Below are 15,142 nucleotides of genomic sequence, written 5' to 3'. Positions count from 1 at the left end.
TATAAGTATACCGGAACAGCTGTTGGTGAAAAAACTCATAGTTGTTCCGGTATTTTTGTTAATGATCGATACTTTTCTTTTTTGTTTATCTTTCATTCGGAAACCGATATAATGGAAATAATAGAATGGAGGAGACAGGTTATGAATTATATTGAAACAGTAGAGAAATATGCACAGACCGTTGTGACAGTAGGTCTGAATGTACAACCAGGGCAGACATTGGTCATCAATTCAGATATCGATGCGATCGACTTTGTCAGAGCAGTAACGAAAGCGGCATATGAACGTGGGGCGCATAATGTTATTCAAAAGCTGACAGATGGACCATCACGTCAGCTAGACTTTGAATATGCACCTGTAGAAGTATTCGAAACGGTGAAGCAGTATAAGATAGACGAAGTAAACGACTTTATCGAGCAGAAGGTCGCACATCTACGTATTTATTCACAGACCCCTGAGTTATTGAAAGATGCAGCACCTGATAAGATTGCAGCACTTGCTAAAGCGAGTGGTGAGATGAACAAAGACTTCGCACGTGCAGTAGGGCGTTATGATTTCTCATGGTGTATCGTGGCATTCCCGAATGACAAGTGGGGAGAACTTGTATTTCCAAAAGAAAAAGGAGAGGCAGCAAAACTTAAGCTGCTTGATGCGATGATTAAAGCGGTACGTGTGGACAAAGAAGACCCTGTTCAGGCATGGAAAGAACATAATGATAATTTGAATGCACGTGCAGAAAGGTTAAATGAACTGAACTTCGATAAGCTTCATTATTATTCTGAACGTACGGATGTTGAAATTGGTTTGACGAAAGGACATCGATGGTTAGGTGCGAGCACGAAAAATGCAGATGGTGTTGAAATTCAAGTGAATATGCCGACAGAAGAAGTATTTACATCGCCGGATTATCGCCGTGTTAACGGGGTTATCGGAAATACTAGACCTCTTGCATATCAAGGTGCAATTATTGATGATTTTAAATTAACGTTTAAAGACGGTGTCGTGACAGACTTCGAAGCTGGACAAGGTTATGAAGTGCTGAAGAACTTATTGAATAACGATGAAGGTGCCAGACGATTAGGAGAAATTGCGCTTGTGCCAGATGATTCTCCAATCTCAAATTCTGGAATTCTGTATTATAATACGTTATATGATGAAAATGCATCGTGCCATGTTGCATTAGGACGATCATTTCCGAATGCGATAGAAGGCGGAAAAGATTTATCAAAAGATGAGTTATTTGATAAAGGATTGAATCACTCACTCGTACATGTAGACTTTATGATGGGCAGCAGTGATCTGAATATCGATGGTGTCTATGAAGATGGATCAACAATTCCTGTCTTTAAAGATGGGAACTGGGTTATCTAATACGAAGAACCCGAACATTGCATTATGCAGTGTTCGGGTTCTTTTTGGAATAACATTATTTAGTTTAGAGAAGCACATCCAGCAAGTAATCCACCGTTGCAATTGTGTGTGTTGGCTTTGCCGCCTTTATTTCTTCTGCACTCCCATAACCATAGAGGACACCGATACTATCGATATTATTTTGATGAGCACCATTGATATCATACATACGGTCACCAATCATCACCGTCTTATCTGGATTTAACTGATGGGTATTCATAACTGTCGCAATCACTTCTGCTTTATTCGTGCGTGTGCCATCCATATTGCTGCCGACAATTTCATTAAAGTAACCATCAAGTTTGAAGTGCTGTAATATCGGAATTGCGAAATCAGTCGGTTTACTTGTCGCGATGAAGAGTTGCTTCCCTTGTGCTTTAAGTGCCTGCAGCACAATTTCAATTCCTGCATATACTTCATTTTCGTACATGCCTTTATCGCTGAAATAAGTTCTATAATGCTTAATTGCAGTAGCGTTATCTTCATCTTGCAGGTTATAGACCGTTCTATAGCTTTCATATAGAGGTGGTCCGATGAATGGGATAAGCGCACTGTTATCTGGCGCTTCAATATTCATCTGTTGTAAAGAATAGATGATGCTGTTCGTAATTCCGATATAAGGATCGGTTAATGTACCATCCAGATCAAAGAGTACGTAATCGTACATTAATGAATCCCTCGTTCGTATTGTTTTGGAATTTCAACATCATCTCTTAAAGATTTCACCGCATGAATTGCCCAATAAGGATCATTTAGCATGCCACGTCCGATGGCAACCATATCGATATCATCATTGTTCAGCACCATTTCAGCAGTTTCTGCATTATCCAGCATGCCTACTGCGATGACAGGTATGTTGAATCTTTCTTTAAATGCACGTGCGAATGGCACTTGATATCCTGGATAGTTGCCTGGCTTTTCTTTGCCAGCGGGTGCCTCTCCACCTGTTGAAATATGGAAAACATCGACACCTGCTGCTTGATAAGCTTCAGAAATGTGCAGTGCATGTTCTAAGTCATAACCGCCATCCATATATTCACGAGCAGAAATTCTGAAGATGAGCGGCATTCCTTCAGGCATAACAGACTTAACCGCTTGTATTACTTCGCATCCGAATAGAGATAAGTCTTTACCGTATTCATCCGTTCGCTTGTTAATTGAAGGTGAGTGAAACTGGTGAATGAGATATCCGTGTGCACCGTGAACCTCAATCGCATCAAATCCCGCTTCAACCGCACGTCTCGCACTTTCTTTATACTTATCCACCATAACCTTTACTTCTTCCGTTGAAAGCGCGCGAGGGTAACGTATTGGACCGAACTTTGTCGGTTCATCGAGCGGTGTTTCTGAGCTTGAGACAGGTGTCTCTATATGTGTCGCTTTACGTCCTGCATGTGCGATTTGAATTGCGGCTTTAGCACCATTATCATGAATTCCCTGGACGATACGTTGATAAGCTGGAATTTGAGCATCATCCCATAATCCAAGACAGTGATCGGTAATTCTGCCGTCGGGTTCAACATTTGTCATTTCCACAATAATCAGTCCTGTGCCTCCAACAGCACGAGAAGCATAATGTATATGGTGCCAATCTGTCGGTGTGCCATCTTTCTTTTCAACAGAATATTGGCACATCGGAGGCATAACGATACGATTTTTAAGTGTCAGATCTTTTATTTTTATATTTGTATTTAATTTTGTGTTCATTTGAATCACTCCTTATATGTGTATTTTATACTGAATAAATATAGAATTCGAATATTTGAACTGTTAAATATATATTTGATGCCGTAAAAATTTCACTTGTGAAATGAAATTTTATATGGATTAATGTATGATAATGGTAAACGAAGAAGCAGGTTAGGAAGTGTAGCGATGTTTGAAGTAAAGACTGAAATTAGAATTATTCCTGATGGTTATGAATCTACGAATGCTTATTTTCATAACCACGTACTTAACAATTATCTAGAACTCGGTGTCAAACTGATCGGTAGATGGGTGAATGATGATTATACTGTAATCACCGAAATATGGGGTTATATTGATGAGCAGCACTACCGTGAATTCTTTGAAATGCGCAAGAAAACAGTGCACTACAAAAACAGTCTTCCAGAAAAGCTTGCAAACGATAAGTGGATCATCTCTAAGAAGGAAATGATCATCCATCCTACAGGAGATTACAAACAAGATTTACATCTCGTATCAACCAATGTTTATGTAACAAATGATAAGAATGAAGTACTCCTTGTAAGAAGCTTACATCGTAGTGATACATTAGAATTACCAGGGGGACGTCTGGATAAGGGTGAAGATGTAATCCAAGGTGCAATACGGGAAGTCAAAGAAGAAACGGGACTCGATGTAGAGATTACAGCGTTGCTTTACACATCACATAACAAAACAACAGGTGTAATCAATTTTACATTTCAAGGGCGAGTGACAGGAGGCGTACTAAAAGACGCACCAGAAGAGACGGTAGACGTCGCGTTTTATCCTGTGACAGCAGCCAATATCGATCAGTATGTCACACTTCCATTTCAGAAGCAGCGTCTGCTGAAGGCGATGGACTTACGCCAGCAGCAATTTGATCTATTTGAGAATAGACCATTTAAGGTGCTTACAGCCTTTCAATAAAATCAAAAAGACACCCGGAAACAAACCCCGTTTCCTAGTGTCTTTTCATGATTTTATTCGTGTCTAAGCGCTCGTGTCACGACCTATTGACGGCGTTCCACGAGTAGACACTTCTAAAAATCAAAAAGACACCCGGAAACAAACCCCGTTTCCTAGTGTCTTTTCATGATTTTATTCGTGTCTGAGCGCTCGTGTCACGACCTATTATTCACTTGCGAATGTTAAATGCGTATCGATTTGTCCAGTTATCTCGTAGTGAGGTAACGGTTTGCCATCTAGCCAATCCTGCAAGTTAAGGGTCACGGGGGTTCCGTTACTGCCAAGCGTGATGTCGCATGCCATATCTTTCGGGTGATAACAGCTCGTATGAATCGTACCGCTCCAGCTAGAATAGAGGTTGCTGAAGACACCTTGGCTGGGATCATTCATTAAGCGAAAGGCAGTGTGCGCATCAATGTGAGAAGTGAGCTGCTTCAAGTGCTTCATACGCATATGTGAATCATCAAGCACTCGTCTATTCTCGTGGGTGAGTACTTCGAAATGATTTGTGCAGTAATGATGATTACGCACCGTTTTTTCTCTCGGTGTTGCTTCGACAATCTTAGTGATACCTGATTTATCCAGCAATATGTAGCTGAAGCTGGAACGATGTGGAATTTCTTTCAAGAAGGCGACTGCTTCTTCAATGTCTTTACAATATTCTAAAATCATACGTCCGATCATATAGCAGACGAAGCCATCTCCAGGTGCCTTACGATGCATAAAGTTATAGCCCATTACAAGACCATGCTCATTCATTCCATCCATACGACCTGTAATACGTGAAACAGGTGCCATCGTTGCATAGCCGATATCACTCGGCTGATAGAACGTAAATCTACCATCATATGTTGCAGGATGATAATCATAGTTCCTTACCATATAATCTTCTGTTGTAAACACGCTGCATCCACTTGGCTTCGCATACACTCTATAGTGGCCGAAATTAAGCAGCACCTGTGTCATATCCATGTGAAGTCCATCCTGTAATCCGATGAGTTCCTCCCATATACCGGGTGCATACTTCATGAATGCATCCATTGATTCCTCGATATTAATATCAAATCGGGGACGACGAAGACGCCACTCTCTCGCTCTGTTTTCCATCATGAGTGTCGTCTTCAGCCATTCAGCCTGATGCCGCCCGAAGTTATAATGGTTACCTCTAAACTCCGTGATCATACTTTTAACTTGTTGCATGATTTCCCAGCTTTCCTAATTGTTTGTTACATTATCTTCAATATATGCATGAATAAGCCTTCTTGCATCACCATCATCATCAAATGTTAATATACATAACCTGGCTTTTTCTGATGATTCGAAGTTACCGCTACTCATAGAAATTTTTATCACAACAATATTCTCAGATCCACGTTCCGTTTTATGCATTACGTCAAACTGCCAGTCCCAGTCGTTTTTTTTAGCGACTTCAATTGCTTGTTGCATTAAGGCGATCAGTGTCTCATAATTCATTTCAATTGTTACACCATTTTCTTTAGTTAAGAAAACGTGCACACGTTTAGATATAAGCTGTTTTATTTTATCGATGTCGTTATGCTGCCAGGCAGCAAGTAAATGTACATGAGCCATCCTGTTCATCCTTTAAATGTATTTGTTTTATTATATATATAATCGTTTTAATTTGAAATAGTTAATGTCAAATATTTTTATGATGAAATTATTTATGATAAACTAAGGACAAAAGTAAACTTAGGAGTGGATATGGATGGAATTGATCAAAGGATTATTTAAAGCAGTATTTATCTTTGCCTTAGTATTAAGCGTTATTTTGACAGCAGGCGCTGCATTATTTTTCATCAGCTTTAAGAAAGATTTTGAAGATATCGAACGTCGTACGAAAGAAATCGTTTCACAAATTGAATCAGAACACGCGTAGAACTCAATTTTTTGAGTTCTTTTCTTTTTGAATAAATTAATAGACGAGGTGCTTATTTGAATACAGTTCAGCATGTTTTAGACATTAATCCGAGATTAGAATCCGAGATGCTTACATTGATTGCTTTGATGAAACAGAATAAACCTGCTATCCGCGATATTGTAATCGGGTGTAGCAGGCATGACTCTCATATCCGTACAGCATATCAGTTTAAAACATTATGGGAAGCATACGGCGGACCATTTGGTGATGGAGGACAAGTACTCGCTGTTGTGGACTGGAATGAACGCGCTAAGTCATTTAATAAATACATAAGAAGGATAAATAGACATAACCCTGATGCCTTTGTAGCGCTAGGTGCAACAGAAGGCTTTGAACAGGTGATGCGCAGATTACATCGTCTGACGGATATAAAGGCGCACCGCACATACGTCATGTCGACACTTGCTTCCCAAAGCATGATTAGTAGTGGTGGTATGTTTATATTTGAAGGGATGCGTGGCATAACACCTTTTGGTCATGACTTTGTTGTAGAAAGTGGCATGTTGCAGGTAAATGGTCATAGTCGTGCCGTATAGACGCTGTGATTCAAATTAATCGGCTGATATAAAGAATACAGCCGCCATACGCGGTAAATAATACAGATAATAATAGTGGATTAGTATATGCATCTCCTGTATCGGGCAGTGTTTTATCCACGGTCTGTGTTACTTTATATTCGGAGTCAATATGGTCTTCAGGGTGCATAGAGGTTGTTTCTTGAGTCGTTATTTCTTTCGTACCGCTTTCTTTTTGAATAGGTGATTCATATTGTTCTGCAACATTATAGGAAGAACTTTCGTCATCTTTTACAGGTGACACCGGAATCTGTGGCATTACGCCCTTATACGCTTTATTGTTGTTTTCTTGTGAGGTGACTGAGCGTTTCGTATACGTATATTTCTTTTGCACCTGCTGCTCTTTGTTTGATTGTTCCTCATCTGCCTCGTCGTTCAGCTTAATATTGAGCTTCTGTTTCTCAGGTGCGTTTTGTGGCATTACACGTGCTGCTCTTACTTTCGGAGGCGGGTCGTCTGTCTGCACTGTAATACGACGTGTTTCTCCTTGCTTGATACGAATGGGTTCTACTGCTTCGTCAGTAGTCGCCGTATATACCGTGTCACGCTTTAAGTTATCGAAATGAGCGGTCCCGTCTTTTGCTTCACTTGTCGCGATACGTTTATGTCCTTCGTTAAGATATACATGGACAGCTTCAGATGGAGTAAATGCAGGTGTGAATACTCTAACGGTTGTGTCGTTATTTGACGGTTGTTCGGTCTCATCATCATGTGGACGAGGGACTTCTTCAAGGATGCCATCTACCGGTTCATCTACATGAATGATATGCTTATGACCTACTTTAATAGGGATAATCTGCCCATCCACTTCAATTTCATTGACAGTATTATTGAAAATATAGTAACCATCGTCGTCTGTTTCGTAGTAGAGGTCATCATTTACTGTAAAGTGATATTTCAGCGGCTGGGCATGTTCATTTTCAAAGTACAAGATTGTAGGGGGTAACTCGTTAGCATATAGTGGCAATGGAATGATCAGCAACAATAATAGTATTATAATTGTTCGCATTATAGACTCCTTTAGTTGATTTGCTTATATTATGCCATGTGCTACGCGTTTGCTGTGATGAATTACCGAATCTTATCATTCATTTAGCTTCAGTTCACAATGCTTGTTTGAACTTTAATAAATTGTAATAAATCCGTTATTTTATCAATATTATTATGCAAATTCTGGATATTAATTGTTAAATGATTTCTGTAATAATCTCAAGATTTACAATATCTAAAAATGACACAAAATACGTGTGCCCTTCGTTTACCGTCGTGCCGATAATAATGGCAGCCCACTGATCAACCTTCTCGATATACATCATTGTATGCTGAATTGTGCCGTCGATGTAATAATCAATGTAAACTGGCTGCTGCTTACTGAGTGCGCTATGTAGTATCTCATTAATTTCCTGTAAGCGGTCTTCTGATAGTTCTGGACGTTCAATCTTCGTTTGTGCATCAATCTGGCGCTTAACATCTAGAAATTGTTCGGGCATCGTCGCAAAGGGTGCCCACTTAATCATGCCACGTCCTCTTGGAATATTTCTGTTCAATTGTGCAGGATCGATTTTACGGTAATCTGTTTCACCATAGATTGGATGAATCATTTTTATCCCTACTTTCAAGCTTTTCTTTCATTATACGAACATACGTTCTGTTTTTCAACAAAAAAATAATCTGAAGTTGTGAAACCTTCAGATTATAAAATATTTTACTTCGTAATCGCAAGCATCAGTTCACGTGCAACTTTCGCTGCAACTGCATTAGAAACGCCACTATGGTCGTATGGTGGTGACAATTCTACAATATCTGCTGCAACAACGTTCAGTTGTTCGAATACTCTAAATGCGGGTTCAAGTTCTCTATAAGTTAATCCGCCGGGTTCAGGTGTTCCTGTACCAGGGAAGATAGATGGATCTAGGCAATCCAGGTCAATTGTGAGATATACGGGCGTATTACCGATAATACCGGGTAAATTCTTTAATGTATCAATTGAAAACTTCTCAAGAATTGTATGTGTATCGCTCCAGTCAAACTCTTCTTTCGTACCTGAACGAATACCGTATTGATAGATTCTGTTATCACCAATAAGGTCATGTATGCGGCGTACGACTGTTGCGTGAGACAATGGTTCTCCCATATAGTCATCACGTAAGTCTGTATGTGCATCAAGCTGCACAAGCATCGCATCCGGATACTTTTCTAGGACGGCACGCATAGGGCCGAGCGTCACTAAATGTTCGCCACCGATCATAAACGGCAGTTTGCCTGCATTTAAGATTGTACGCGCAGTCTCTTCAAGTTCTTCTAGTACTTTCACCTTATTACCGATTGTAATATCGACGTCGCCTGAATCCATAATGCGGACGTTTTCTAAGTCTTTGTTTAAGAATGGGCTATACGTTTCAAGGCCATATGATTCAGAACGAATAGCATCAGCTGCAAAGCGTGTACCAGGACGATTTGAAACCGTACCGTCAAATGGCGCACCGTATATCACTGTCGTGGCTTCTTCAAATGAAGATTCGCAGCTCATATACACATGTTTATTCGGTTGCATCATCGAGCATCTCCTTAACGAATGTTGGAAGGGCGAATGCACCTGTATGAATATCTGTGTTATAGTATTTAGTTTTTAAGCCAAGTTTGTTCCATGCATCTAAGTCAGCATCTTTTAATGGGTCGAATTTCTTAGAAGCAAATCCAAATAACCAGTGTCCTGATGGATAAGTCGGCATATGGAACTGATACACACGCGTAATCGGGAATAATCCTTTGATCTTAGAGTGTGCACGCTTCATTTCATGTGCGTAGCTTGGATAATAAGGAGATTCATGCTGATTGATTAATATACCGTCATCTGTTAACACACGGAAACAGTTGTTATAGAAATCATGTGAGAATAACCCTTCACCAGGACCGATTGGGTCAGTAGAGTCTACTAAGATAAGGTCATAGTAACCATCTTCTTTGTTCTTCACGTATGCCAAACCGTCTTCGAATAATAAAGTAACACGTGGATCTGAGAGCTTTCCTGCTGTAATCGGAAGATATTCTTGAGATAAACGTACAACGCGCTCATCAATTTCTACCATATCAATTTGTTCGATTGATGCATAACGTGTTAACTCACGTACAGTACCCCCATCACCACCACCGATAACGAGTACTTTCTTAATATTAGGGTTTGTTGCCATAGCAACATGCGTAATCATATCGTGATACACGAATTCATCTTTTTCGTTAACCATCATTAAACCATCTAAAGTAAAGAACGTGCCAAATTCTTCAGACTTGAAGAAATCAATTTGCTGGAATGGTGTTTTTTCGGTTAAGATATGTTCCGTTGTTTTAATAGAAAATTTTACGTTATCCGTGTGATTCTCTGTATACCATAAGTCTAACATGTACAATTCCTCCTTATTTAGCTGCTACTTCCACAGGTTTGAATGATTCTACGACGATTTCACCATTAGAATATTTGTGGATCTTATCAGCCATACCACGACCGATTTCATATGAATCTGAAAGTTCAGCTTTCAATGCTTTTTGGAGATAATCTTCAGCACGCCAAGGGTCAACTGTATCTCCGCAAGTGAATACATCAACTGATGCATAGCCATATTCAGGCCATGTATGAATTGTTAAATGTGACTCTGAGATGATAACAGCACCACTTACACCGTACGGATTGAATGTATGGAAACAGCTTTCAACGATTGTCGCACCACTTACGCGGGCAGCTTCATTCATGATTGCTTCTACCTTATCATGGTCTTTTAAAATATCTTTGTCACAGTTATAGTATTCGATTAAAACGTGTCTTCCAAGTGTTGTTAACTTCATTATTAAGTATCTCCCTTATGATCAATTATAAATACTTCATTTTTGTTTTCTGCGCCAATCTTGATGATGGGCTGATCGTTAATAAATTTCCAGTAGTCGATGACTTCCTGGGTAATCATTTCACCGGCCATCAGGATTGGAATACCTGGTGGATAGATCATTAAACTTTCTGCACATATTTCATTAAGGGCATCTTCAATCTGGACAACTCTAGTCTCTGAATAGAAGACATCTCTTAAACCCATCTTCTGCATCGGAATCGACATCTGCTTCAGAATCGGTGGAACGAAAGGTTTGTCAGGATTAAAGTGTTTAATGCTGATGTGTGCGAGTGCATCATAGAGCTTATTGAGTTCATCTTCATTATCCATAAATGAAACAATCCCCATCACGATATTAGGTTCTGCAAGTTCCATCTGAATATCGTAAACGCTACGCAGCGTGTGATACACTTCAAAACCTGATAAATCAAGACGATGATCAATATAGATTGTGAGTTTAGTTTCGTCTAACTGCTGCTGATATTTGTTGCTAAATTTCTCTGGTTCTAACATGTAGAATCCGGGAATTTTATTGATTCTTTCTCTAAATGACTGAACAAGTGACAATACATTGTTGATCTTCTCTGCACCGTGCAGCGCTAAATGCTGACGTGCAATATCAAGTGATGACATGAGCAGGAATGATGCCGATGTGGACGTCAGCATATTGATGATGCTCTTTACTTTATGCTTATCAATCAGCTTGCTGTTAAATAATAATGCGCTCGTCTGAGTGAACGAACCGCCTGTCTTATGTAAGCTCGTTGCTGCCATATCTGCACCAGCTTCCATACTGGACAGTGGTAAGTGTTCTGAGAAGCGGTAATGTGCGCCATGTGCCTCATCCACAAGAACAGGTATCCCAGCGCTATGCGCAATAAAGACAATCTCCTTCAAGTCGCTTACTGCACCGAAATAAGTCGGATTCATAATGAATAGTGCCTTTGCATCAGGATGCGCAGCAATCGTTTTGCGTACTGTATCAACACTGATGTTGTGTGCAATCCCGTATTCTGTATCGAACTCAGGCACCATATATACAGGTGTGACATCAGCGAGTGCCATCGCATTCAGCACAGATTTATGAACGTTTCTAGGAAGTAGCAATTTATCTTTGGGTTTGAGTGCTGACAGAATCATCGCCTGAATGCCAGACGTTGTACCATTTAATAAAAAGTGTGCTTCATCTGCTAGAAATAGATCAGCCATTAAGGCTTGCGCATCATGTATCACGCTTGTCGGATGATCAAAGTTATCTAAAGTCGGCATAGAATTCACGTCATGACGTAATGTGCGCATGCCATAATAGTTGAGTGCATAATCAGAATCGATGCCACGCTTATGACCAGGTACATCAAAGCTTGTGACGTTTTGTGCTTCATATTCTTTTAAGGCAGTAAATAAAGGTGTAACGTTATGTTTGCCTTTGTCGATACTGTGTAAAACCTTTTGGGAATGTGTATGAATCATTGGACACTCCTTAAAATTGGTAAAGATTTAAATATTAGTTTTACTTAACAAATAGTTATGTAAGACTGTCATTTATTAATACCAAACAAATTGTAATGTATTACTAAACTTAACGCAACAAAAATTTTTAGATTTTTGAAAGTTTTTTGTGTGTTCTCATAAGCAATGTTATATAGGATTTGTTAATATGACTATGAGGAGGCGTTAACATGACTAAAATTAAAGGGTTATTAGGTTCTTATACAAAAAATGATGGCAAAGGGATTTATACCTTTGAAATAGATACTGACCTGAAAAAGATTACATCAGTAGAAACAGGCTATGAAGTAGGGGCATCGACTTACATCCAAAAGCATGGTGATAAGTTATATGGCATTAAAAAAGACGAGCAAGGTGCAGGGATTCAAAGCTATCAGATCGGTGAAGAACTTACAGTAATCAATGATTTACTGGAATCTACAGACAGTGGTTGTCACTTATGGATCAGCCGTGATGGGAAGTATCTATTAGAAGCGGTGTATGGATCAGGAATAGTGAGACTTTATGCATTAGATGACAATGGAGCAGTAGTACAACTTATCGATACACATCAGCAGCAAGGTAGTGGACCGAACGAAGAACGTCAAGATAATGCACATACGCACTATATTCAGGAAACACCGGATGGATATGCAGTTGCTGTAGATTTAGGAACAGACGAAGTGATTACATTTACGTTCGGTGATGAAGGATTTAAGCAAGTCGGCGTATTAGATGTAGAACCGGGCATGGGGCCAAGACATTTAATCTTCCATGAGAACGGGAAGTATGCGTACTTATTCACTGAGTTAAGCAATGAAGTTGTGGTGTTGTCTTATAATGACGGCAAGTTTGAAATGAAAGAGAAATATTCGGCGTTACCTGAAGACTTTACAGGCCACTCACAAGGTGCAGCAATAAGAATGAGCCACGATCAGCAATTTGTTTACGCATCAAACCGCGGACATCAGTCTATTGCAGTGTATAAAGTACAAGGTGAAGGTGAAGCGCTAGAACTGGTTGAAATTATATCTACACAAGGCGATTGGCCACGTGACTTCAATATTGATAACAGCGATAAATATTTAGTATGTGCACATGAAAGAGACGGTGTGTTAAGTTTGTTCGAGCGTGACGAGCAGACAGGACGCTTAACATTATTGGATGATAGTGCACGTGCACCAGAAGCAGTATGCGTGCAATTTTTATAAGGAAGATGATACCGGATGAGAATGTCCGGTATTTTTTGCAGATGAAATTGGCACGGCGCCAAATTCGCGAGGGAAAAAGCAGATGAAATTGGCACGGCGCCAAATTCGCGAGAGAAAAAGCAGATGAAATTGGCATGGCGCCAATTTCACTCATAATAAATGATGCTTCCTAGCTGATGATGTCTATATCGCTTGTTTAAGAATAAGCGAATCTTCTCACGACTCACTAAACCTTTAGTCCACGCTTTTAATATATGTGTCGTGATACGTTCGTCAGGAAATATTAATTTAATCTCTTGAATCGCACTATCCAATAAGTGATCACAATCAATGATTTTATTACACGATGAGCATTTATATTTTCTGTTAGAATGTTTTGTGTAAAATGATTTCATACATTCGCACAAGACTCCTTTTTTAAAATTGTGAAAGTTGTGAGGAGTTCTGAAATTAAAGGGATCTGAAGTATCTTGTAAACTTAGTAGTTTTTCACAACACTCTATATCGTATGCACCAACAGGCATTTGACTGTTCTCGCTAATAAATTTACATATTCTAGCTTGTTCTAAAATCTTATCTGTTGCGTGATAGCCATATACTTTATGTGTGGGATTGATGAAAGCGTGATAATAGTGGAAGTTATAATGCAGTTGAGAATTTTTTAAAAGGAGAGTAAATAATTTAGGTGTTCGTTCCATCTGGTTATTGATTCGCTCACAAGGTGATTGATCTGCATAATAATATTGTGCATCAACATAGTATAAATCTGATGTAAAATCTTTAACTTCAAATATATATAAATCACCATTCATTAAAATTAAGCTGTCTATCTGAAATGTTTTATTGTTGACAATGTAATTCAAGTTCCTTAATGTGATGCCCTTATTCAAGGATTTATCCGATAATTTATCAAACGCCACTTCACCAAAATAACCTCTAAGGCTATATTCTAATTCTTTAAGTTTATTGTTGCTAACTTGAGTTCGACGAGCAATCTGTAATTTGTAGACAAGTTTGTTATCCATTTTGCGATGTTGTAATATCATTGTCTGCTCCTTGTATTGTGATATTTATATTATAATTGCTAAGTGTAAATGTGGTGTAAAAGGTAAATTTAAAACTGTAAAAATTAGTATTAATTATTTTTTATACATGTAAGTACATAAAAAACGAGAGGAGTTTTAAAATGAAGTGTGCAATCTATCAAATGGAGATTATTCCTGGAAATCCTGATGAAAACATTGCAAAGATAAGAAAATGGATCAGCGCACTGGATGAAAGTATAGAGATTGTCGTTCTTCCTGAGATGTGGAATACTTCTTATGTGCTGGATGAATTAAATGAGCTTGCGGATGAAGATGGAACTCGCGAGATTCGTGTGTTACAAGAGATGGCGAAGGTGCATCATGTGCATATTGTCGGGGGTTCAATAGCTGTAAAGTCTCACGGCCGTATCTTCAATAGGAGTGTTGTTATTGATCACGATGGCGAAATTGTGCACCAATATGATAAAGTGCATCTCGTACCGATGCTGGATGAACCGAAATATTTAACAGCGGGGAATCATATTCAAACTTTCACATTAGACGAGATAAAGATGGGTGTTATCATCTGTTATGACCTGCGTTTCCCTGAGATTTCAAGGAAGCTTGCTTTAGAAGGTATAGAAGTCCTCTTTGTCGTTGCGGAGTGGCCAGCTTCACGCATTGATGCTTTCAATAAGCTGCTCTATGCACGTGCGATTGAGAATCAGGTCTATGTTATCGCGTGTAATAATGTCGGTTACTGTAGGGAAGAAAAGTTTGGTGGACAGTCGAAAGTAATCAATCCACTTGGCACGTTAGTAGAAACACTTGAAACAGCAGAGGCAACGTTAAAGGTATCTGTTGACCTGGATTATAGTAAAGAAGTGAAGTCGTCTATACCAGTGATGAACTCAAGACGTCCGGAACTATATTAAAAGCA

General features: G+C 39.2%; 17 protein-coding genes. 6 read left to right on the top strand and 11 right to left on the bottom strand.

Annotated elements, in window-relative coordinates:
* Nucleotides 1-141 precede the first annotated feature (141 nt).
* Nucleotides 142-1,371, top strand: a complete 1,230-nt coding sequence (locus tag QA539_RS08920) for an aminopeptidase (RefSeq protein WP_101037599.1) — start codon at nt 142-144, stop codon at nt 1,369-1,371.
* Nucleotides 1,372-1,435: 64 nt separating this feature from the next.
* Here QA539_RS08920 and QA539_RS08915 read toward each other — a convergent pair whose 3' ends face one another.
* On the bottom strand, nt 1,436-2,077 hold the full coding sequence (locus QA539_RS08915; RefSeq protein ID WP_419895099.1) for an HAD family hydrolase: 642 nt from the start codon (nt 2,075-2,077) through the stop codon (nt 1,436-1,438).
* A complete protein-coding gene (locus QA539_RS08910; protein ID WP_219493069.1) occupies nt 2,077-3,117 on the bottom strand; it encodes an NADH:flavin oxidoreductase/NADH oxidase in 1,041 nt (346 codons plus the stop codon). The genes QA539_RS08915 and QA539_RS08910 overlap by 1 nt, the downstream gene beginning before the upstream one ends.
* A 168-nt stretch (nt 3,118-3,285) precedes the next feature.
* On the opposite strand from QA539_RS08910, the gene QA539_RS08905 reads away from it, so the two are divergent.
* Nucleotides 3,286-4,044 carry an NUDIX hydrolase gene (locus QA539_RS08905; RefSeq protein WP_211517740.1) on the top strand — a complete coding sequence of 253 codons (759 nt, stop codon included), beginning with the start codon at nt 3,286-3,288 and terminating at the stop codon, nt 4,042-4,044.
* Between the two features lie 204 nt (nt 4,045-4,248).
* Here QA539_RS08905 and QA539_RS08900 read toward each other — a convergent pair whose 3' ends face one another.
* Together QA539_RS08900 and QA539_RS08895 are read right to left on the bottom strand one after the other, a co-directional pair.
* Entirely contained in the window at nt 4,249-5,283 is a 1,035-nt protein-coding gene (locus QA539_RS08900) for a C45 family autoproteolytic acyltransferase/hydolase (RefSeq protein WP_419895098.1), read from the bottom strand.
* Nucleotides 5,284-5,298: 15 nt separating this feature from the next.
* Nucleotides 5,299-5,673 carry a hypothetical protein gene (locus QA539_RS08895; protein WP_219493065.1) on the bottom strand — a complete coding sequence of 125 codons (375 nt, stop codon included), beginning with the start codon at nt 5,671-5,673 and terminating at the stop codon, nt 5,299-5,301.
* Between the two features lie 136 nt (nt 5,674-5,809).
* Between QA539_RS08895 and QA539_RS08890 the strand changes: the two genes are divergently transcribed.
* Together QA539_RS08890 and QA539_RS08885 are read left to right on the top strand one after the other, a co-directional pair.
* Complete coding sequence (locus QA539_RS08890; protein WP_099483475.1) at nt 5,810-5,980, top strand: hypothetical protein; 171 nt, start codon at nt 5,810-5,812, stop codon at nt 5,978-5,980.
* Between the two features lie 56 nt (nt 5,981-6,036).
* Nucleotides 6,037-6,558: a hypothetical protein gene (locus tag QA539_RS08885; RefSeq protein WP_219493063.1), complete on the top strand. Its 522-nt coding sequence runs from the start codon at nt 6,037-6,039 to the stop codon at nt 6,556-6,558.
* 10 nt (nt 6,559-6,568) lie between these two features.
* Here QA539_RS08885 and QA539_RS08880 read toward each other — a convergent pair whose 3' ends face one another.
* The 6 genes from QA539_RS08880 to QA539_RS08855 all read right to left on the bottom strand — a co-directional run bounded on the left by QA539_RS08880 (nt 6,569) and on the right by QA539_RS08855 (nt 11,948).
* Complete coding sequence (locus tag QA539_RS08880; protein WP_419895097.1) at nt 6,569-7,606, bottom strand: hypothetical protein; 1,038 nt, start codon at nt 7,604-7,606, stop codon at nt 6,569-6,571.
* A gap of 178 nt (nt 7,607-7,784) precedes the next feature.
* The gene (locus tag QA539_RS08875; RefSeq protein WP_419895096.1) at nt 7,785-8,198 is read right to left on the bottom strand and encodes a YolD-like family protein; all 414 of its coding nucleotides are present in this window, start codon (nt 8,196-8,198) and stop codon (nt 7,785-7,787) included.
* A gap of 104 nt (nt 8,199-8,302) precedes the next feature.
* Nucleotides 8,303-9,154 carry an agmatinase gene (gene speB, locus QA539_RS08870; protein ID WP_419895095.1) on the bottom strand — a complete coding sequence of 284 codons (852 nt, stop codon included), beginning with the start codon at nt 9,152-9,154 and terminating at the stop codon, nt 8,303-8,305.
* Complete coding sequence (gene speE, locus QA539_RS08865) at nt 9,138-9,998, bottom strand: polyamine aminopropyltransferase (protein WP_099483471.1); 861 nt, start codon at nt 9,996-9,998, stop codon at nt 9,138-9,140. Before speE ends, speB begins: the two co-directional genes overlap by 17 nt.
* Before the next feature lie 13 nt (nt 9,999-10,011).
* A complete protein-coding gene (speD, locus tag QA539_RS08860) occupies nt 10,012-10,437 on the bottom strand; it encodes an adenosylmethionine decarboxylase (protein ID WP_015912161.1) in 426 nt (141 codons plus the stop codon).
* Between the two features lie 2 nt (nt 10,438-10,439).
* A complete protein-coding gene (locus QA539_RS08855) occupies nt 10,440-11,948 on the bottom strand; it encodes an aminotransferase class I/II-fold pyridoxal phosphate-dependent enzyme (RefSeq protein ID WP_419895094.1) in 1,509 nt (502 codons plus the stop codon).
* A gap of 209 nt (nt 11,949-12,157) precedes the next feature.
* Between QA539_RS08855 and QA539_RS08850 the strand changes: the two genes are divergently transcribed.
* The gene (locus QA539_RS08850; protein WP_219493054.1) at nt 12,158-13,177 is read left to right on the top strand and encodes a lactonase family protein; all 1,020 of its coding nucleotides are present in this window, start codon (nt 12,158-12,160) and stop codon (nt 13,175-13,177) included.
* Nucleotides 13,178-13,323: 146 nt separating this feature from the next.
* On the opposite strand, the gene QA539_RS08845 is transcribed toward QA539_RS08850, so the two are convergent.
* The gene (locus QA539_RS08845) at nt 13,324-14,223 is read right to left on the bottom strand and encodes a nuclease-related domain-containing protein (protein ID WP_419895093.1); all 900 of its coding nucleotides are present in this window, start codon (nt 14,221-14,223) and stop codon (nt 13,324-13,326) included.
* 140 nt (nt 14,224-14,363) lie between these two features.
* Between QA539_RS08845 and QA539_RS08840 the strand changes: the two genes are divergently transcribed.
* Nucleotides 14,364-15,137, top strand: coding sequence for a carbon-nitrogen family hydrolase (locus QA539_RS08840; RefSeq protein ID WP_419895092.1), 774 nt, complete (start codon nt 14,364-14,366; stop codon nt 15,135-15,137).
* The last annotated feature ends 5 nt before the right edge of the window (nt 15,138-15,142 follow it).

It is taken from the genome of Macrococcus psychrotolerans (genome assembly GCF_038095555.1).
Lineage (GTDB): Bacteria > Bacillota > Bacilli > Staphylococcales > Staphylococcaceae > Macrococcoides > Macrococcoides psychrotolerans.
This window is presented reverse-complemented; position numbering and strand designations above follow the sequence as displayed.